The 17,945-nt window shown below is 64.4% G+C and carries 17 protein-coding genes; 8 read left to right on the forward strand and 9 right to left on the reverse strand.

Features of this window, described 5'->3' with window-relative positions; translation table 11 throughout:
• Positions 1-152: 152 nt before the first annotated feature.
• From ACREXZ_RS00810 to ACREXZ_RS00820, 3 genes are all read right to left on the reverse strand, one after another.
• On the reverse strand, positions 153-953 hold the full coding sequence (locus tag ACREXZ_RS00810; protein WP_431762115.1) for a hypothetical protein: 801 nt from the start codon (positions 951-953) through the stop codon (positions 153-155).
• The gene (locus ACREXZ_RS00815; protein ID WP_431762116.1) at positions 946-2,367 is read right to left on the reverse strand and encodes a tyrosine-type recombinase/integrase; all 1,422 of its coding nucleotides are present in this window, start codon (positions 2,365-2,367) and stop codon (positions 946-948) included. The genes ACREXZ_RS00810 and ACREXZ_RS00815 overlap by 8 nt, the downstream gene beginning before the upstream one ends.
• A gap of 377 nt (positions 2,368-2,744) precedes the next feature.
• Complete coding sequence (locus ACREXZ_RS00820; protein WP_431762117.1) at positions 2,745-3,278, reverse strand: DUF3455 domain-containing protein; 534 nt, start codon at positions 3,276-3,278, stop codon at positions 2,745-2,747.
• Positions 3,279-3,554: 276 nt separating this feature from the next.
• Between ACREXZ_RS00820 and ACREXZ_RS00825 the strand changes: the two genes are divergently transcribed.
• The 4 genes from ACREXZ_RS00825 to ACREXZ_RS00840 all read left to right on the forward strand — a co-directional run bounded on the left by ACREXZ_RS00825 (position 3,555) and on the right by ACREXZ_RS00840 (position 7,458).
• Entirely contained in the window at positions 3,555-4,658 is a 1,104-nt protein-coding gene (locus tag ACREXZ_RS00825; protein WP_431762118.1) for a TIGR03118 family protein, read from the forward strand.
• Between the two features lie 283 nt (positions 4,659-4,941).
• The gene (locus ACREXZ_RS00830) at positions 4,942-5,487 is read left to right on the forward strand and encodes an RNA polymerase sigma factor (RefSeq protein WP_431762119.1); all 546 of its coding nucleotides are present in this window, start codon (positions 4,942-4,944) and stop codon (positions 5,485-5,487) included.
• Positions 5,484-6,410, forward strand: a complete 927-nt coding sequence (locus ACREXZ_RS00835) for an anti-sigma factor family protein (protein ID WP_431762120.1) — start codon at positions 5,484-5,486, stop codon at positions 6,408-6,410. The genes ACREXZ_RS00830 and ACREXZ_RS00835 overlap by 4 nt, the downstream gene beginning before the upstream one ends.
• 127 nt (positions 6,411-6,537) lie before the next feature.
• Entirely contained in the window at positions 6,538-7,458 is a 921-nt protein-coding gene (locus ACREXZ_RS00840) for an anti-sigma factor family protein (protein WP_431762121.1), read from the forward strand.
• 13 nt (positions 7,459-7,471) lie between these two features.
• On the opposite strand, the gene ACREXZ_RS00845 is transcribed toward ACREXZ_RS00840, so the two are convergent.
• The 5 genes from ACREXZ_RS00845 to cadR all read right to left on the reverse strand — a co-directional run bounded on the left by ACREXZ_RS00845 (position 7,472) and on the right by cadR (position 11,757).
• Positions 7,472-8,269 carry an ABC transporter substrate-binding protein gene (locus tag ACREXZ_RS00845; protein WP_431762122.1) on the reverse strand — a complete coding sequence of 266 codons (798 nt, stop codon included), beginning with the start codon at positions 8,267-8,269 and terminating at the stop codon, positions 7,472-7,474.
• A 59-nt stretch (positions 8,270-8,328) separates the two neighbouring features.
• Positions 8,329-9,483, reverse strand: a complete 1,155-nt coding sequence (locus tag ACREXZ_RS00850; RefSeq protein WP_431762123.1) for a pyridoxal phosphate-dependent aminotransferase — start codon at positions 9,481-9,483, stop codon at positions 8,329-8,331.
• Between the two features lie 161 nt (positions 9,484-9,644).
• Positions 9,645-11,033, reverse strand: a complete 1,389-nt coding sequence (gene dbpA, locus ACREXZ_RS00855; RefSeq protein ID WP_431762124.1) for an ATP-dependent RNA helicase DbpA — start codon at positions 11,031-11,033, stop codon at positions 9,645-9,647.
• 14 nt (positions 11,034-11,047) lie between these two features.
• Complete coding sequence (locus tag ACREXZ_RS00860) at positions 11,048-11,233, reverse strand: hypothetical protein (protein WP_431762125.1); 186 nt, start codon at positions 11,231-11,233, stop codon at positions 11,048-11,050.
• A gap of 92 nt (positions 11,234-11,325) precedes the next feature.
• The gene (gene cadR, locus ACREXZ_RS00865) at positions 11,326-11,757 is read right to left on the reverse strand and encodes a Cd(II)/Pb(II)-responsive transcriptional regulator (protein WP_431762126.1); all 432 of its coding nucleotides are present in this window, start codon (positions 11,755-11,757) and stop codon (positions 11,326-11,328) included.
• An 80-nt stretch (positions 11,758-11,837) separates the two neighbouring features.
• Here cadR and ACREXZ_RS00870 point away from each other — a divergent pair, with 80 nt between their 5' ends.
• Positions 11,838-14,126 carry a heavy metal translocating P-type ATPase gene (locus ACREXZ_RS00870; RefSeq protein WP_431762127.1) on the forward strand — a complete coding sequence of 763 codons (2,289 nt, stop codon included), beginning with the start codon at positions 11,838-11,840 and terminating at the stop codon, positions 14,124-14,126.
• Between the two features lie 48 nt (positions 14,127-14,174).
• Positions 14,175-14,468, forward strand: a complete 294-nt coding sequence (locus tag ACREXZ_RS00875) for a zinc ribbon domain-containing protein (protein WP_431762128.1) — start codon at positions 14,175-14,177, stop codon at positions 14,466-14,468.
• 30 nt (positions 14,469-14,498) lie between these two features.
• On the opposite strand, the gene ACREXZ_RS00880 is transcribed toward ACREXZ_RS00875, so the two are convergent.
• The gene (locus tag ACREXZ_RS00880; protein WP_431762129.1) at positions 14,499-15,575 is read right to left on the reverse strand and encodes a helix-turn-helix domain-containing protein; all 1,077 of its coding nucleotides are present in this window, start codon (positions 15,573-15,575) and stop codon (positions 14,499-14,501) included.
• A gap of 376 nt (positions 15,576-15,951) precedes the next feature.
• Here ACREXZ_RS00880 and adh point away from each other — a divergent pair, with 376 nt between their 5' ends.
• Positions 15,952-17,472, forward strand: a complete 1,521-nt coding sequence (gene adh, locus ACREXZ_RS00885) for an aldehyde dehydrogenase (RefSeq protein ID WP_431762130.1) — start codon at positions 15,952-15,954, stop codon at positions 17,470-17,472.
• A gap of 70 nt (positions 17,473-17,542) precedes the next feature.
• Positions 17,543-17,935: a DUF779 domain-containing protein gene (locus ACREXZ_RS00890; protein WP_431762131.1), complete on the forward strand. Its 393-nt coding sequence runs from the start codon at positions 17,543-17,545 to the stop codon at positions 17,933-17,935.
• Positions 17,936-17,945 lie beyond the last annotated feature (10 nt).

Below are 17,945 nucleotides of genomic sequence, written 5' to 3' on the forward strand. Positions count from 1 at the left end.
GCCAGCAGGCTTCACTTCTCAAATACCCGCATTGACTCCACCGTCGCCGACTTCGCCAGATTTCATGTTTTGTCCACATGGATTGCGCGGCGCAGTGTGGCGATTGGAAGTACGTACAGGGGAGAGGATCGTTTGACTCCCCTTGCGAATCGTTACTGCGTTAGGAACCCTTGCGCTCGCAGCTGGCTTACGGCATTGGCGAGCGTTTTGCGCGAAGCGGCACGCTGCGCTCCGCTTTCAGTTTTCCACCACAATTCATCCGGTGTACCGCCCGGCAAAATATAGCCCGTCACGTCATGCGCTTTCAGGTATCGCATGATCGCGTGTGTGCTCACCGACGCACCGTGCCTGGCGACGATGCCGTGCCAGTTCATCACGATTGCCTCACGCCAGCGGGCCAGCCGCTCAGGACGAGCAGGCCTGTCGTGCCCGGCCGCTGCTGGGGTATTTCTCACTTCCGCATCGGAATTTTGCTGCCCGGCTTTCTGCGCGGACGGACTCGCACCCGACCCGGATGGCGACGGCTGACTGGACTGTCGGCGCAGCGCGCTCACAGCCAGGACACCCGGCACACGCGCACCGATCGAGGCCAGCCATGCGCGAGCCTCGTCAACGGCAAAGACCAGCCGCGTATCAACCATGTCTTCAATCTGTCGCAGGGTCTCGTCAGTATCAAGCCACGCGCGCAGGTGCCGCGCTTCTACCGGCATCATCATGTAAGGCTCGCGCACGGTGATCACGCCAGAGCGGATTGCAGACTTTGCCTGACGGATGAACTGCCGGAACGTGCTGTAATAGATGCAGTCCTCCTGAACTGTCAACGCCCGCTTCGGACGGTTCACCGAGTCATACGCCATGTGACGGGCGAGCGTCGCGAGGGACATGTGGCCTTCGAGTAACTGCTTTATGTCCTCCCGCAGTTGCTCATCGGTGTGACCATGGTTATCAGACATGTCCATTCTCCCGGTCCGCCCCGCCGACGTGTGCAAGGGAAAGGCCGGCCTCGTTGAGCATCCATCCCTCGATTTTTTCGTGCCACATACGCAGCAGATCGAGCGGCCGTTGCCGGTAATGCTTTTCCGCCGTCGCGCTCGGCTTGTGTCCCATGATCTGCGCGACCACGCCAGCCGGACATTCGACCCATTCCGAGAGCGTGCCAAACGAGCGGCGCAGACCGTGCAGGGTCAGCGTTTCGACGCCCGCCTGCCGCAACACTCCGCCATGCGCCTTGGTCGGCTCTTGCAAGCGCCCGGAAACAGCCTTTGCGCTGCTGAATACCCATTCATTCACGCGAGGTAATGCTTTGAGCAGCGCCGACACATACGGCGTCAGCGGAATCGTGCGCGCGCCCTCGACCTTGTCGCGAATGGTCATGCCCTGCCAGCGGAAATCCACATCGTCCCACCGCACACCCGCCAGCTCTTCCCGGCGCGCGCCGGTCAGCAGCAGCGCTTGCAGATATGCCGCAACCACGGGATTCCCGACACGCCGCGTCGCCGCAAACCAGAGGTGCAGTTGCTCGCGTTGCAGGCAATCGGTCTTCGCGCGCTTTTTAGGCACCGTCTGGCGTACCGCCCGGGCCGCGCAAGCATGCTCTGGCACCAGACCGGCAAACTCCACCTGCTCCGCACACCAGTTCAGGCAGGCACGCAGCAACCGGAATGCGAGCGCCGTCTGTGTACCCCGTACCTCCGCTTCACGCCTGAGCCATTGTGCGATTACATCGGCGGTCAACGCGAACAGCGGCGTATCGAGCAAACCTGCGAGCACACCCGGCACGGTCAGCTTGCTGCTACGTTTGCGTATCTCCCCGCCCCGGTGTGCGACTTTCTCGTGATCTTTCGTATGGCGCGGACTCCACCGCTGGCGGTGGGCATTCACATACGCCGTCCAGGCTTCACCGAGCGTCGATTGTCTGCGTCCGGTTTCCACCCGCGCGGCCTCGGCCGAAGCGAGCGCAGCGGCTTTTTCGATACGCGGGTCCTTGCCTTCATCGATGAGTTTCTGCAATTCGCGGGCTTTCTGCCGCGCTCCATCGATATCCCATGCGCGGGCGTCGCCGATCGTCGTCCGCACAGTACTCCCCGCAATACGCCCCTGAAAGATGTACGACACGCTGCCCGCTGTCGCGCGCAGTCCGAGGCCGGGTACCCCGGCGTCCCATAAGAACGTTTGTTTCGTATCAAGCGGGCAGGAGAAGTCGCGAACGCGCCCTGCGGTGAAATTGATTCTGGCCATCGTCGTGTAACTGCTGCGTAAGCAGATCGGGTTAATTTCTTTCAATTGTACAACATTGATCCCCATTTCACGAAACTGGCGAAACCCTTTTCCACAAACGGTTTGCGGTGCTTTTACAATGCCGATCAATGCCAGTAAATGCCCCAGAAAACGGGACTCTTAATCCGTAGGTCGACAGTTCGAATCTGTCACGCCCCACCAAAGAATTTGAAATGGCTTAGCGTACGCTAAGCCATTTTTCATTTCTGGGCGGGTTAGACAGGATTGAATTGCACAGGGCACCGTCACCACGACCAACTACTCGTGGTACACGCCCATGACAGCCCGCTTGTGACCGTCCCCCTCTCGCACCGCTCTGCACGCTCGACACACGCGTCCAGGGCCTGCTGCCTGCTTGCCTTGTCGCGCGCGACACAATGAAGATGGTCTTCGAGATAAGACATATCCACCCGGCCTGGCCGGCTCGTTTTCGATTGGCCGGCACCGTAACCGGCGCGCCCACGGGCTTACCGATAAAACACATACTCCGCGAGATACGGCGTGCTCCCCGCCTGATGCTCCGTCGTACACGCCGCCTGCGGCGCGAGACCGCCAACGGTATTCACACGTTGCACATACCGCACATCGGAAAGCAGGCCGCTACCCGACACGAGATGCGTTTCGAGCAGCAGTTCCGGCACGCTCGCTTTCGTTCCACCCGGCCGCTGCGCGAGCACGTGCCCGACGATACGGCTACCGTCCTCCGCTTCCCATGACGGTCCCGCGAAATGGTGAATCGCCGCGTGTCCGCTCGCGTCGTACAGCGTCGCCTGCGGGCTCCTGAACACCCATCCCAAACGATGCTGTGCGTCGTACTCGCATGAATAGATCTGCACGCCCGATGCGTGCGTGGACAGCACGCGCGTCGTCGGCGCGGGCGGATCGATCGACACAGCCGGCGCGGTGCCGCCCGGCGCCACGGCACAGGCGCTCAACATAGACACAACGGCGATACCCACAACACCCGCAAAGCCCGACCTCAATACACATCTCGTAGACATGACGCTCACCCTGAAAAAGTAACAAAGCACAGCCTCGGCGAAGCCGTCTCTACACAACACCTGACGCACATCGCCTATTCCATCGCCGCACATCGCGACGAAATGCATCGCAGACACGGAATAAAGCACAACGCCACGCGTTCTGATCACGACGGCCGGGCGGTGCACGACAACGCTCGCAAGCGCCGCCGCCGTTGCAGCCCATTCCATGCATTCGCTTCCCGACGATGTCGTCGCGAGGCGGGGACGAACTCATCCATTAATCAGGAATCCATTATGAAACTGCATCACCGTGCCGTGCTTGCCACCCTGTCCGGTCTGACCGCCGCGACGCTCGCCGCATGCGGCGGCAGCAACAACGATGTCACCGCGACGCCGACCATCCCGCCGCAGTTCAAGGCAACGACGCTCGTGTCCGACGGCAGCGCGACCGCGCCGAACATCGACCCGAATCTGAAGAACGGCTGGGGCATCGCATTCAATCCGACGGGCGTGATGTGGGTGTCGGACAACAACACGAAAAAGTCCACGCTCTATGACGGCAACGGTGTCGTGCAGTCGCTCGTCGTGACGATTCCGCCGAATGCCGCCGGCCAGGCCGCGGGTCCGACCGGCATCGTGTTCAACAAGAGCACCGACTTCCAGATCAGCGCGAACGGCGGTGCTGCTGCGAACGCGGTCTTCCTGTGGGCCACCGACGCGGGCACGATCGCCGCATGGTCGCCGAAAGTATTGCCGACGCAGGCCGTCAACGCCTTCGACGACGGCGCAGGCGGAGCGGTCTACAAGGGTCTCGCGATCGGCACGAACGCGGGCGCCAATCTGCTCTACGCAGCCGACTTCCACAACAAGAAAGTCGACGTGTTCGACCGGACGTTCACGAAGGTGCAGCTCGCCGGCAAGTTCGTCGATCCGGCGCTGCCCACGGGACTCTCGCCGTTTGGCATAGCGGCGATCGGCAACGTGGTGTACGTCAGCTATGCGCTGCTCGGTCCGGACGGACACACGCAGATGAACGGCGCGGGCAACGGCGTAGTCGATGCATTCGATACGGCCGGCAACTTCGTGAAACGCATCGCCACCGCGGGCACGCTGAATTCGCCGTGGGGTCTCGTGATCGCGCCCGCCAACTTCGGTGCGGCGAGCAACGATCTGCTCGTCGGCAACTTCGGCGATGGCACGGTCGACGTCTTCGATCCGAACAGCGGCAAGTTCCAGGGTGCGCTGACCAGCACCGACGGTTCGACGTTCCGTCAGCCCGGCATCTGGGGTCTGTCGTTCGGCAACAACTTCGCGAACCAGCCGCTCAACACGTTGTTCTTCGCCGCCGGCCCGACGCCAACGACGGGCGTGTACGGCCGCATCGACGTGACGCCTTGATTGTCGTCATTCACCTCTCAGTAACACGCGGCAATCAGGCATTCGACAGCGTTTTGTCTGCATCATGAAAGCTCCTGCTGCGCGCCGGGAGGGCCCGCTAGAAGCGGATGCCCTCCCGGCTCATGACACTTCGATGAACGACCCGGCGGGCCTAGTTGCGTTGCACGCGAAAACGTTTGTCTCACGGTACACTTCAACATCCGCGTCGTGCCGGCAACACCCTGTTTGCGTGCGCAGCGACCGCGAGGTACTTGCACACCCACCACAGGCGAGAGACACGTCGATGACCGCTGCAGACTTGCCAGGCCTGCTTCCCGATATGCTGCCGCGGCTGTGGGCGTTCGCGCTGCGCATCGCCGGCGACCAGCACGATGCGGAAGACCTGGTGCAGCGCGCCTGTGTGAGAGCGCTCGAACGCGCTCATCAGCTGCAGCCTGGCACGGCGCCGCTCAGCTGGATGTTTTCGATCGTCCACACCACGTGGATCAATGAATTGCGCGCGCGCAGCGTGCGTAAGCGGTCGAGCATGGACTGGGACGACGACTTCCTCGAGAACGTCGCCGACCCCACCGGCGAGACGCCGGAAACGCAATTGATGAACGGGCAGATCATCGAGGCCGTCGAACGTCTGCCCGAAGCGCAGCGCGTCGTGATGCTGCTCGTCGCAGTGGAAGGACTCAGCTATCAGGAAGCCGCCGACGCGCTCGAGGTCCCGATCGGCACGGTGATGAGTCGCCTGTCGCGTGCACGCCAGGCGATCGGCGCGCGGTTCGCCGCGCGCGGCGATGCGACGCCCGCGCCGGCCAGACGCAAGGACTCGATCGCATGACAGTCGACGAAACCTTGCTGATGGCCTATGTCGACGGCGAACTGCAGCCGAAGCAGCACGCCGAAGTGAAAGCGCTCGTCGCCGGTTCGGCGGAGGCGGCCGAACTCGTGGGCATGTTGCGCGCGTCGCGGGTCGACTATCGTGCGGCCTTCGCAGCGCAATCGCTGCCACCGGTACCGCCGTCGCTCGCGCGCGGCGTCGATGCGCTGATCGCGAAGCATCGCACCGACGAGGCCGGCGCGAATGCCGGCGCGGCGCCGCAACGCACGACCGCAGGGCTGCTTTCATCCCTGCGTACGGCCCCGCGCGCGATGCCCGTATGGCTCGCGGCCGCCTGCATAGCGGGCGCGCTTTGCATCGGGCTGCTGCTACGCACGGGGCCGCTCGTCGGCACGGGCATGTCGGCAACGGGTGCACTCGCGCAGAATGGCACGACCAACGCAACCAGTGCGACCGGCATGTCCCCATGGGTCACGGCCGCGGTGGGTTACCAGCAGCTCTATACGCGCGATACCGTCGCGTATGCACAGGTCGACGCGAAGGACCTCGCCGCCACGCTCGACGACATCCGCGCCAAAGATCACCTTGATCTGCACGTGCCGGACCTGAGCCGCATGGGGCTGCAACTCAAGGCGGTTCAGCGTCTGAACTTCAACAACAAGCCGCTGGTGCAGATCGTCTATCTGCCGCAGAAGGGACTGCCGGTCGCGCTGTGCGTGCTGCGCGAACCGAAGCCCGATGCGGGCGTCGCGACGCGCATGGTCAACGCGATGCACGTCGTCACGTGGCGGCAGGGGCAACTGGGTTATGCGCTGATCGGCAAGCCGGACGGGATCGATCTCGAATCGATCGGCAGGCAGATCGCGGACGGCGCCGCGAGCGCGCTGGCGGATACTGCCGCACTGCTATCGCCGGACGTTTGAACCGGATCGGGGAATGCGGTGAACCGCAGCAACGGCATGCGGTCCATAAGCAATAGCATCGAGCAGCACGTCGATTAGACCATCGATAAACAATGATTCCATCTGCACAGGGAAACGGCGCAGAGCCATGAAACCGGACGACATCCAGCTGCTGGCCTACGTGAACGGCGAATTGCCGGAGCACGCGCGCGACGAGATCGAGCGCGCTGTGAGCACGTCGCCGGACATCGCGGAGCAGGTCGCACTGCTGCGGGCATCGCGACTGCCGTACCGCGAGGCCTTCGCGCAGCAGAAGCTGCCGCCGGTGCCGTCGCGCCTCGCCGCACAGATCGAAGCACTCGCCCACGAGACCGCGCAGAAAAACAGTGCGGCTCAATCGGGTGCCAACGATCCCGTCGTGCCGGCTGAACCGGGCGTCGCGCCCGCCGCGCCAATCCGGTCGCGACTACGGGTCGCGCCGGCGTGGCTCGCGGTCGCGTTCGTCGCGGGCGCATTCATATGCGGCGCCGCGCTCCGGTTCGCGCCCGGCGTAGCGTCAGGATTCAGCGGCGGCTTCTCCGCGGCGTCCGCGAACACGCGCCCGTGGATCGCGGCCGCCGCCGGCTATCAGCAGCTCTATTCGCGCGAAACGCTCGACAACGTCGACGCGAACACCGATCTGTCAGAGAAGACGCTCCAGCAGATTCGCGACCAGGATGGCCTTGCGGTCAGCATCCCTGATCTGCGCGCGGCTGGCCTCACGTTCAAGCGCGTGCAGCGGCTGCGTTTCGGTGACAAGGCGCTGGTGCAGATCGTCTATCTGCCGGAGCAGGGCGCGCCGGTCGCGCTGTGCGTGATGAAGGAAGCGAAGCCCGATGCGGGCGTCGCCGAAGCGCGCGTCGCCAGCATGAACGTCGTCACGTGGCGTCGGGCCGAACTCGGCTATGCGCTGATCGGCAAGCCCGGAGACGTCGACCTCAATGGGCTCGCGAAACGCATCTCCAGCGACGGCGTCGATACGCTGTTCGGCGACACCGCGACGCCTGTCACCCCGATACACGCAGGCTGATGCAGCCCGCGTCTTACTTCACCGACACGTCGATGTTGCCGAAGTACTTCTGTGCGAGCGTCTTCACGGTGCCGTCGCTCTGAATTTTCGCGATCGCCGCATCCAGCCGCTCGCGCAGTGCCGTGTCGCCCTTGCGGATACCGAACGCAACGCCGCTGCCGAGAATCCGGTCGTCGCGCACCGGCTCGCCGACGAACCCGAAACCCTTGCTGTCGGGACGCGACAGGAAGCCGGTCTGTCCGGCCGGCGCAAGCACGAGCGTCGCGTCGAGACGGCCCGCCACGAGATCCGCGTAGACCTGATTCTGGTCCTGATACGGCACGACGGTCACGCCGGCGTTTTCCCAATGCGCCTTCGCAAACGTCTCCTGAATCGACGCCTGCAATACGCCGACCCGCTTGCCCTTCAACGACGCGGCCGTCGGCAGCAGACCGCTGGTGCTGCGCGCGATCAGCTGCGTCGGCACGCGATAGATCACGCGCGTGAAGTCGATCGCCTGACGACGCTGCTCGGTCGCGTTCATCGCCGAGTTGATCGCGTCGAACTTGCGGCCCTGCAACGCGGGAATCAGACCGTCGAACGACGTCTCCACCCATTTGCACGTCAGATGCGCGGTCGCGCACACCGCATTGCCGACGTCGATGTCGAAGCCCTGCAGTTCGCCGTTCGCGGCCTTCGATTCGAACGGCGGATACTGCGCTTCAAGCCCGAAGCGCAACACCGATGGTTCGGTGGCGAGTGCCGACAACGGTAGCGTCGTTGCGATCGACACCGACGCGAACGCCGTCAGCAGGTACCTGAATGTTTTCATCACCGCTCCCTTCCCCTTTGTTTGCCTTCGTTTGCCTTCGTTTGAATGCGTTGAATCCGTCAGATCGAACACAGCCGGCGCGCGCCTTCGATCAGCGTCGCGTCGTCTTTCGAAAAGCTCAACCGGATCACGCCGGCATCCGTGCCGTCGGTATAGAACGCGGACAGCGGAATCGTCGCGACCCGTGCGTCGCGGATCAGCCGCAGCACGAAGTCGCTGTCGCGCTCATCGGAGAAATGACGGAAGCGCGCGAGCAGGAAAAAGCTGCCTGCGCTCGGCAATAGCTCGAACCGCGAATCGCGCAACGCGTCGGCGAGCAGATCGCGCTTCTTCTGATAGAACGCGGCGAGGCCGAGATAGCTTTCGGGCCGCGCGAGCGCCTCGACGAACGCGTACTGCATCGGCGTGTCGGCGGCGAACACCATGAACTGGTGCACCTTGCGGATCTCGTTCATCAGCTCGGCGGGCGCGACGCAATAGCCAACACGCCAGCCCGTCACGTGATGCGACTTGCCGAACGACGACACGATCACGCTGCGCTGCACGAGTTCGCGATGCCGCGCGACGCTCTGATGCAGCGCGCCGTCGAACACGACGTGCTCGTACACCTCGTCGGACAGGATCACGATGTCGGTGTCGCGTGTGAGTGCGTTCAGCCGTTCGATGTCGGCGGCATCGAATACGGTGGCCGTTGGGTTGTGCGGCGAGTTGACGATGATCATCCGCGTCTTCGGCGTGATCTTCGCGGCGACCTCGTCCCAGTCGACGCGAAAGCCCTCCGACGACAGCTTGATCGCAACCGGCGTCGCACCTTGCAGGCGGACGATCGGCGCATAGCTGTCGAACGACGGCTCGAAGTAGATCACTTCATCGCCGGGATGCACGAGTGCGCTAATCGTCGAATACAGACCTTCGCTCGCGCTCGCGATCACGGTGACTTCGTCGGCCGGATCGTAGCGCGCGCCGTATAGCGTTTCCATTTTCTGCGCGAGCGCCTCGCGCAGTTCGCCGATGCCGGCCATCGGCGCGTACTGGTTGTGCCCCGCGCGCATCGCACGCGCGACGCCTTCAACGAGTTCCGGGTCGGGCGCGAAATTCGGCGCCCCTTGCGAGAGATTCAACGCATCGTGTTCGGCCGCCAACTGGCCGATCACAGTGAAGATCGTCGTGCCGACATCGGGCAGTTTCGAGCGGGCGTGCAACGCGCTCTGCATGAGCATTCCTCCAGCGGGCAGGTGTGCGGGCCGCCATTCGCGCGGCGGTCCCGTCCGGTCTGGCGATTAGGCATCAACCGGTGCGCGCTCACAATCGAATCTTTGTCATACGCGGCATGCGTTTATGTCATGCCGCGTCATGCCGCGCTGCACGCCGAGCCTTACTCGTCCATCAGCCGGACCTTGACCTTCTTGCCCTTCACCTTGCCCGCGTTGAGCTTGCGCAGCGCGTCGTTCGCGATGCCGCGCTCGACCGCAACGTAGGTCGAAAACTCGGTCACGTTGATCTTGCCGATCTGCGCGCCGTTAAAACCCGCATCGCCGGTGAGTGCGCCGAGCACGTCGCCGGGCCGGATCTTTTCCTTGCGGCCGCCGAGTATCTGCAGCGTTTCCATCGGCGGCAGCAGCGGACCGCCGCCCGCGGGCTTCAACTCTGCAAGCGGATGCCATTCCACTTCACGTCCCTGCGCCTGTTCGATTCCGCCGACGCGCCCCATCTCGTCCATGCTCGCGAGACTTAGCGCCCAGCCATCCTGATCCGCGCGCCCAGTACGGCCGATGCGGTGCGTGTGCACCTCAGGGTCCGGCGTCACGTCGACGTTGATCACTGCCTCGAGCTGCGCGATGTCGAGGCCGCGCGCGGCGACGTCGGTCGCGACGAGCACGGAGCAGCTACGGTTCGCGAACTGGATTAGCACCTGGTCGCGGTCGCGCTGATCGAGTTCGCCATGCAGCGCGAGCGCATGAAAGCCCTGCGCGCGCAGCACGTCGAGCAGATCGCGGCATTGCTGCTTGGTGTTGCAGAACGCGAGCGTGCTGACCGGCCGGTAGTGGTCGAGCAGTTGCCCCACTGCATGCAGCCGCTCGTTGTCCGTCACCTCGTAGAAGCGCTGACGGATCTTCGTGTTGTCGTGCCGTTCTTCGAGCTTCACCTGCTTCGGATTGCGCAGGAACTGCTGGCTCAGCTTCGCGATGCCGTCGGGATAGGTCGCGGAGAACAGCAGCGTCTGCCGTTCTTTCGGACATTGCTTCGCGACCGTCGCGATGTCGTCGAAGAAACCCATGTCGAGCATCCGGTCCGCTTCGTCGAGCACCAGCGTGTTCAGCGACGACAATGCGAGGCTGCCGCGTTCGAGGTGATCCATGATGCGGCCCGGTGTGCCGACGACGATGTGCGCGCCGTGCTCGAGGCTCGCGGTCTGCTGACGCATCGGCGTGCCGCCGCATAGCGTCAGCACCTTGATGTTCTCTTCGGCGCGCGCAAGACGGCGGATTTCCTGCGTCACCTGATCGGCGAGTTCACGCGTCGGGCACAGCACCATCGCCTGCACGGCGAAGTTGCGCACATCGAGCCGCGCGAGCAGCGCCAGCGAGAACGCGGCCGTCTTGCCGCTACCGGTCTTCGCCTGCGCGATCAGGTCGTGGCCCGCCAGCGCGATCGGCAGGCTTGCCGCCTGCACCGGCGTCATGTCGACGTAGCCGAGACTGGTGAGATTCGCGAGCGTCGCAGGTGGCAGCGACAGCTGGCTGAACGGGACGGAAGGGTTCATGTCGGTGGAAGGGCTCACAGGAACGGACGGCCTTCGATCTGCTCGTAGACGACGGTGCCGTCCTCTGCTTCGAGCCGGTCGACGTAATTGCGCGCGCCGCACAGCGCGCAACGGAACAGCAGCCCTTGCCCCTCGTTGCGGATGACGACGTCCGACAGCTCCCACCGGGTGCCGCAGGACTGGTTTCTACATGTGAACACTTGATTCTCCAGCTCGATGCCGTAATGGATTGCGCCGTATGCCGCACGGCGTGCGCGGCATGGCGATGATGCTGATGATGCGGGCGGGCCAGTCAGCCGAGGTGCGTGTGGCGCGACCGCTGCGCCGGCACCTGCATGTCGGTGAGGCCCTGGACGATGCCGCAGTTCTCGACCGCACGCTCGACCTGGCATTGCTCGCGCAGTGCCGTGAGTTGCGCCTTCAGCTGCTTCAGTTCGTCGATGCGTGTATCGACGTGCTCGATGTGCGCGTCGACCAGCGCATTGATCGCACCGCATTGTTCCGCCGGGGTATCGGTGAAACGCAGCAGTGCGCGGATCTCGTCGTGCGTCATGTCGAGCGCCCGGCAATTGCGGATGAAGCGCAGCCGCTCGACGTGCTGTGCGGTGTAGCTGCGGTAATTCGCTTCGGTACGGTCGGCCTCGGGCAGCAGCCCTTCCTTCTCGTAGAACCGGATGGTTTCGGTCGTGCAGTGCGCGATCTTCGCGAGTTCGCCGATTTTCATGGTGCCCTCCCGGCGTCCTTGACCTTGTAGTGGCTTCAAGGTGTTTACTAGACCACAAATCCTCCACGGAAGCCACTCTCATGCGTCACACGAACCATGCTCCCCATCGTCACGAACCCGGCGAAACCTGCCGTCACGCGGGCGAGACGGCGTCCCATGCGCATTCTCATGATCATGCGCAGGCCAGCGCCTGCTGTGCCGGGCCACACGCCGCGGCTGCCGCGCCCGCGCCGCTCGCAGCACCTGTCACGACCGGCGACCGCGTGCGCACGCCGATCCGCATCCTGCAGATGGACTGCCCGACCGAAGAAGCGCTGATCCGCAAGCGGCTTGGCGGCATGCCGTCCGTGCACGCGATGGAATTCAACCTGATGCAGCGCACGCTGACCGTCGAGCACGCGCCCGACGCGCTCGGACCGATCGTCGCCGCGCTGCGTTCGCTCGATTTCTTGCCGGAGGTGCCTGAAGCGGGCGCTGCACCGTCCGCGCCCGCAGCGGTGCCGCAGAAGCCGTGGTGGCCGCTCGCGCTCGCCGGCGCCGCGGCGATCGGCTCCGAAGCCGCCAGCTGGCTCGGCGCGCCGACGTGGCTCGCAGCGACGCTCGCGATCGCGATCGCGGCGATCGCCGTGTGCGGGCTCGGCACGTATCGCAAGGGCTGGCTCGCGATCCGTCACGGCAACCTGAACATCAACGCGCTGATGAGCATCGCGGTGACCGGCGCGCTGATCCTCGGCCAGTGGCCGGAAGCAGCGATGGTGATGGTGCTGTTCACGATCGCCGAGCTGATCGAGGCGAAGTCGCTCGACCGCGCGCGCAACGCGATCAAGGGTTTGATGGCGCTCACGCCCGCGCAGGCCACCGTTCAGCAGGGCGACGGCAGCTGGGCCGCGCTCGACGTCGCTGGCATCGCGTTGGACCGCATCGTGCGCGTGAAGCCGGGTGAGCGTATCGCGCTCGACGGCACGATCGTCGCGGGTCGCTCGAGCGTGAACCAGGCGCCGATCACCGGCGAGAGCCTGCCCGTCGACAAGACCGAAGGCGACGCGGTGTTCGCCGGCACGATCAACGAATCGGGTTCGTTCGACTATCGGGTGACGGCCGCCGCATCCGACTCGACGCTCGCGCGGATCATTCACGCGGTCGAGGAAGCGCAGGGCGCGAAGGCGCCGACGCAGCGCTTTGTCGACCAGTTCGCTCGCGTCTACACGCCGATCGTCTTCGCGATCGCCGTCGCGGTCGCGGTGGTGCCGCCGCTGCTGTTCGGCGGACTGTGGCACGACTGGGTCTACAAGGCGCTCGTGATGCTGGTGATCGCGTGTCCGTGCGCGCTGGTGATCTCGACGCCGGTCACGATCGTCAGCGGGCTCGCGGCGGCCGCGCGGCACGGCATTCTGATCAAGGGCGGCGCGTACCTCGAACTCGGTCGCAAGCTCGCGTGGCTCGCGCTCGACAAGACCGGCACGATCACGCACGGCAAGCCGGTGCAAACCGACAGCGAGGCGCTTGCGGACCTCCCGCTCGATGCGTGCCGGCGTCTGGCGGCGAGTCTCGCGGGGCGGTCGGATCATCCGGTGTCGCTGGCGATCGCAGCCGCTTCTAACGCGGACACGGACCGCATCGCGTTGCCGGGCGTCGACGGCTTCGAGGCGCTGCCCGGCCGCGGCGTGCGCGGCACGATCGACGGCGTCGCGTATTCGCTCGGCAATCACCGGCTGGTCGAGGAACTCGGTCGCTGTTCCGCGGCACTCGAAGCGCGGCTCGACGCGCTCGAGCGGCAGGGCAAGACCGTCGTGATGCTCATCGACGATGCGCGTGTGCTCGCGCTCTTCGCGGTGGCCGACACGGTGAAGGACAGCAGCCGCGAAGCGATCGCTGATCTACACCGACTCGGCGTGCGCACCGCGATGCTGACCGGCGACAACCCGCACACCGCCGACGCGATTGCGCAGCAGGTCGGCATCGACGAAGCACGTGGCAACCAGTTGCCGCAGGACAAACTCGATGCGGTCGCCGCACGCGCGTCGAGCGGCACGGTGGCAGGCATGGCCGGCGACGGCATCAACGATGCGCCCGCGCTCGCGCGCGCTGACATCGGTTTCGCGATGGGCGCGATGGGGACCGGCACCGCGATCGAGACCGCCGACATCGCGCTGATGGACGACGACCTGCGCAAGATTCCGCTCTTTATCCGGCTCTCGCGCGCGACGCATTCAGTGCTGGTGCAAAACATCACACTCGCGCTCGGGGTAAAGGCCGTGTTCCTCGTGCTCACGGCGATGGGACTCGGCACGATGTGGATGGCTGTATTCGCCGACGCGGGCGCAAGCCTGCTGGTCGTCGCGAACGGCCTGCGACTGCTACGCCGTTAAGCGCGGCGCTTTGAAAACAGGAGCGACATCACGGGATTCTGGGAACGGATGATTGGCGGCCAGCATGGCGGTGGCCAGCGGGGCGGGCACGGTAACGGTAGAGGCCAAGGCCATGGTGGCGGAAAGCATCATGACGACTGGGGGCGTGGCGAATCTCGCCGTCCTGCGCCGGAGAGCAACGGCGGCATCGCGTGCCCGTCATGCCGCGCACTCGCCGCACCCGGTGCGCGGTTTTGCCAGCAATGCGGTACTGCGCTCGCACCGGCTGTTTGTGGTGGCTGCGGCAACGCGCTAACCGGTGGCGCGAAGTTCTGCGGGCAATGCGGGAAAGCGGCTGCGTGAGGTGTTATTGCCAGCAAGCCTGGTAGCCCGCTAATGCGCGAACGATGTGCTGACGCCATGCACCCGCACATCGTCGCAGCCGTTCAGCACAGCGGCCTTCAGCGTCTCCGAAGGACGCATACCGAAGAGCTTCCGGTAATCGGTTGCGAACTGGCTTAGATGCCAGAAGCCCCATGCAGACGCGACGTCCTGCACCGAGCGCGCACGCTGCCGCGCGTCGCCGAGTTCGCGCCGCGCGCCGTTCAGACGAAGCGCGCGCAGATAGGTCGCGGGCGCCATGCCGAGCACATCCTGGAAGCAGTACTGCAACGTGCGTCGACTGACGAGCAGCTGCTCGCATAACTCGGGCACGCCCACCGGCCGCTCGCGATGCGCGAGCACGTAGCCACGCGCCTCGGAGACGATCCACTGACGGCGTTGCCGTGTCGGCATCGCGGCCACGTCGACCGAAGGCCACGGCCTGAGATCGAACAGTGACGCGAGGATCGACGCCTGTAGCGCGTTGCGGGCGAAGGTGGACATCGGTGCTCGGGGTACCGCGTCGCCACTTTCATCCGCGTGGAGAATCTGTTGCAGCGATACGCACAGCTGCGCCTTGCGCGCACTGCCGATCGGAACGACCTCCGTGTGCGGCACGTGATCTTCGAGACCGACACGTTCGACGTCCGCCGCATAGCGGCGCAGCAGCGCGCCGTTCACGACCACACCAAGAATCTCGTAGCCCGCGGGCGTCAGCAGTTCGAACTCGATGCCGCCTGGACGGAACGCGAGCGCGTCACCGGCGATCGTCTGCGTATCGATGCGACCCGCGATGCGACCGGCGCCGTCGCGACGCAATGGAATGCCGAACCAGTATGCGTCCTTCTGCACTTCGCAGGTCTGACGCAGCGAATGGCTCGTGGTCTCGCGGAACACCTGCATGTGATCGAGGCACAGCTCGGTAATCGTTCCGACGAAGCGGCCGGCCGTGAGCTGGTCGTAGGTCTGACGCCAGCCGTGCAGATTGCGCGCCTGCTCGTCCGCATCGTGCGCGGTGCAGGTCTGCACGCTGAACGGCGGTGGCCCGGCGACTGCGGCGCCGGCGAGGGAGAAAGCATCGCTCGTCATCGTCATACGGATCGGCCCGGAAGCGGCGCTGCACGGCGTGCACCGCGATGAAAACAAAACATCGGGAGAATGCAAGTCCCATGCCGATCGGATCGCTGGCACGCGGACGACCGCCGGTAACCGGCACCTCACGGTCCGCGCTGCTCAATTCCTGAACAGCACTGTGCACGCTGTTCAGAAACGGCGCGCCCGCTGTGAACACTGTTGAACACGTCTTGAACCCGTGCCTCGCGATTGTGCCCGCTGCACCGTCGCGTATCGCTCACGCGGTGCACTGGCACGCTTCTGGCGTATCAGTCAGATGGCCCGGAAGACTCGGGCCAGAACCCCGAACACCCATAAAACCCATCGTTCGAACCATGTGAGGAGCACACAGATGAATCATGCGGACATGCAATTCCTGACGACCGAGTTTCCGTACAAAAAGCAGTACGACAATTTCATCGGCGGCGAATGGGTCAGGCCCGTAGGCGGCGAGTATTTCGACAATATCTCGCCGATCACCGGCGAGCCGTTCACGTCGATTCCGCGCTCGCGCGAAGCCGATATCGAACTCGCGCTCGACGCCGCGCATCGCGCGAAAGTCGCATGGGGCAAAACGTCGACGACCGAGCGCGCGAACATCCTGAACCGCATCGCGGATCGTATGGAAGCGAACCTGCAGCGACTCGCGGTCGCCGAGACGATCGACAACGGCAAGCCGCTACGCGAATCGATGGCCGCCGACATCCCGCTCGCGATCGACCACTTCCGCTATTTCGCGGGTTGCGCACGCGCGCAGGAAGGCTCGATCTCCGAGATCGACGAAGACACCGTCGCGTATCACTTCCACGAGCCGCTCGGCGTGGTCGGCCAGATCATTCCGTGGAATTTCCCGATCCTGATGGCGGTATGGAAGCTCGCACCCGCGCTCGCCGCCGGCAACTGCGTCGTGCTGAAACCGGCCGAGCAGACGCCCGCATCGATTCTCGTGCTGGTCGAACTGATTCGCGATCTGTTGCCGGCCGGCGTGCTGAACGTCGTCAATGGTTTCGGTCTCGAAGCAGGCAAGCCGCTCGCGTCGAACAAGCGCATCGCGAAGATTGCGTTCACTGGCGAGACCACGACGGGCCGCCTCATCATGCAGTACGCGAGCCAGAACATCATTCCCGTCACGCTCGAACTGGGCGGCAAGAGTCCGAACATTTTCTTTGCCGATGTGATGGACGCCGACGACAGCTACTTCGACAAGGCGCTCGAAGGCTTCACGATGTTCGCGCTGAATCAGGGCGAGGTGTGCACGTGCCCGTCGCGCGTGCTGGTCGAAGAGAAAATCTACGACCGCTTCATCGATCGCGCGCTGAAACGCGTCGGAGCGATCCGCCAGGGCCATCCGCTCGACACCTCGACGATGCTCGGTGCGCAGGCGTCGCAGGAACAGCTCGAGAAGATCCTGTCGTACATCGACCTCGGCAAGCAGGAGGGCGCACAATGCCTGACGGGCGGCGAGCGCAATACGCTCTCGGGCGAACTGAGCAAGGGTTACTACGTGAAGCCGACCGTGTTCCGCGGCAATAACAAAATGCGCATCTTCCAGGAGGAAATCTTCGGGCCGGTCGTGTCGGTGACCACCTTCAAGAACGAAGACGAAGCGCTCGAAATCGCAAACGACACGCTGTACGGACTCGGCGCCGGCGTATGGACCCGCGACGGCACACGCGCGTATCGCTTTGGTCGGCAGATCCAGGCGGGACGTGTGTGGACGAATTGCTATCACGCGTATCCGGCGCATGCGGCGTTCGGCGGCTACAAGCAGTCAGGCATCGGACGCGAGAACCACAAGATGATGCTCGACCACTATCAGCAGACGAAGAACCTGCTCGTCAGCTATAGCCAGAAACCGCTCGGCTTCTTCTGAGGCAGCGGTATCGGGCGGGCGGGCCGCGTTGTGCGGTCTGCCCGTTTTTCCTTCTATGGGGCAGCGCCAGATGACAGAACAGGACGTAGCACGCGTCGTCGCGACACCGGCGGCCGTCGAGTTGATCGAACGACTCGGCAAGGAGCACGGGTCGATGATCTTTCACCAGTCGGGTGGCTGCTGCGACGGCAGCGCGCCGATGTGCTTTCCGGCGAACGAGTTCATGCTGGGTTCGTCGGATGTGCGGCTCGGCGCGATTGCGGGCGTGCCGTTCTACATGAGCGAATCGCAATTCGAATACTGGCAGCACACGCAGCTGATCATCGATGCGGTGCCGGGCAACGGCGGCATGTTCTCGCTCGAACGGCCGACAGGGTTGCGTTTTCTCACGCGCTCGCGGCTATTCGAAGATGCGGAGAACGCCTGGCTCGAAACGCATCCGGTCGAACGCGCGGAGTCTTAAAGCGCTTGAA

Origin of the sequence: Paraburkholderia sp. (assembly GCF_050742655.1) — a bacterium.
GTDB lineage: Bacteria > Pseudomonadota > Gammaproteobacteria > Burkholderiales > Burkholderiaceae > Paraburkholderia.

Excerpts from the sequence above, each read along its gene's own strand:
- ACREXZ_RS00845 (WP_431762122.1), bottom strand. The coding sequence starts at position 8,269 with ATGAAAACATTCAGGTACCTGCTGACGGCGTTCGCGTCGGTGTCGATC.
- ACREXZ_RS00835 (WP_431762120.1), top strand. The coding sequence starts at position 5,484 with ATGACAGTCGACGAAACCTTGCTGATGGCCTATGTCGACGGCGAACTG.
- ACREXZ_RS00840 (WP_431762121.1), top strand. The coding sequence starts at position 6,538 with ATGAAACCGGACGACATCCAGCTGCTGGCCTACGTGAACGGCGAATTG.
- ACREXZ_RS00850 (WP_431762123.1), bottom strand. The coding sequence starts at position 9,483 with ATGCAGAGCGCGTTGCACGCCCGCTCGAAACTGCCCGATGTCGGCACG.
- ACREXZ_RS00890 (WP_431762131.1), top strand. The coding sequence starts at position 17,543 with ATGACAGAACAGGACGTAGCACGCGTCGTCGCGACACCGGCGGCCGTC.
- ACREXZ_RS00825 (WP_431762118.1), top strand. The coding sequence starts at position 3,555 with ATGAAACTGCATCACCGTGCCGTGCTTGCCACCCTGTCCGGTCTGACC.
- ACREXZ_RS00820 (WP_431762117.1), bottom strand. The coding sequence starts at position 3,278 with ATGTCTACGAGATGTGTATTGAGGTCGGGCTTTGCGGGTGTTGTGGGT.
- ACREXZ_RS00880 (WP_431762129.1), bottom strand. The coding sequence starts at position 15,575 with ATGACGAGCGATGCTTTCTCCCTCGCCGGCGCCGCAGTCGCCGGGCCA.
- ACREXZ_RS00870 (WP_431762127.1), top strand. The coding sequence starts at position 11,838 with ATGCGTCACACGAACCATGCTCCCCATCGTCACGAACCCGGCGAAACC.
- adh (WP_431762130.1), top strand. The coding sequence starts at position 15,952 with ATGAATCATGCGGACATGCAATTCCTGACGACCGAGTTTCCGTACAAA.
- ACREXZ_RS00830 (WP_431762119.1), top strand. The coding sequence starts at position 4,942 with ATGACCGCTGCAGACTTGCCAGGCCTGCTTCCCGATATGCTGCCGCGG.
- cadR (WP_431762126.1), bottom strand. The coding sequence starts at position 11,757 with ATGAAAATCGGCGAACTCGCGAAGATCGCGCACTGCACGACCGAAACC.
- ACREXZ_RS00875 (WP_431762128.1), top strand. The coding sequence starts at position 14,175 with ATGATTGGCGGCCAGCATGGCGGTGGCCAGCGGGGCGGGCACGGTAAC.
- ACREXZ_RS00810 (WP_431762115.1), bottom strand. The coding sequence starts at position 953 with ATGTCTGATAACCATGGTCACACCGATGAGCAACTGCGGGAGGACATA.
- dbpA (WP_431762124.1), bottom strand. The coding sequence starts at position 11,033 with ATGAACCCTTCCGTCCCGTTCAGCCAGCTGTCGCTGCCACCTGCGACG.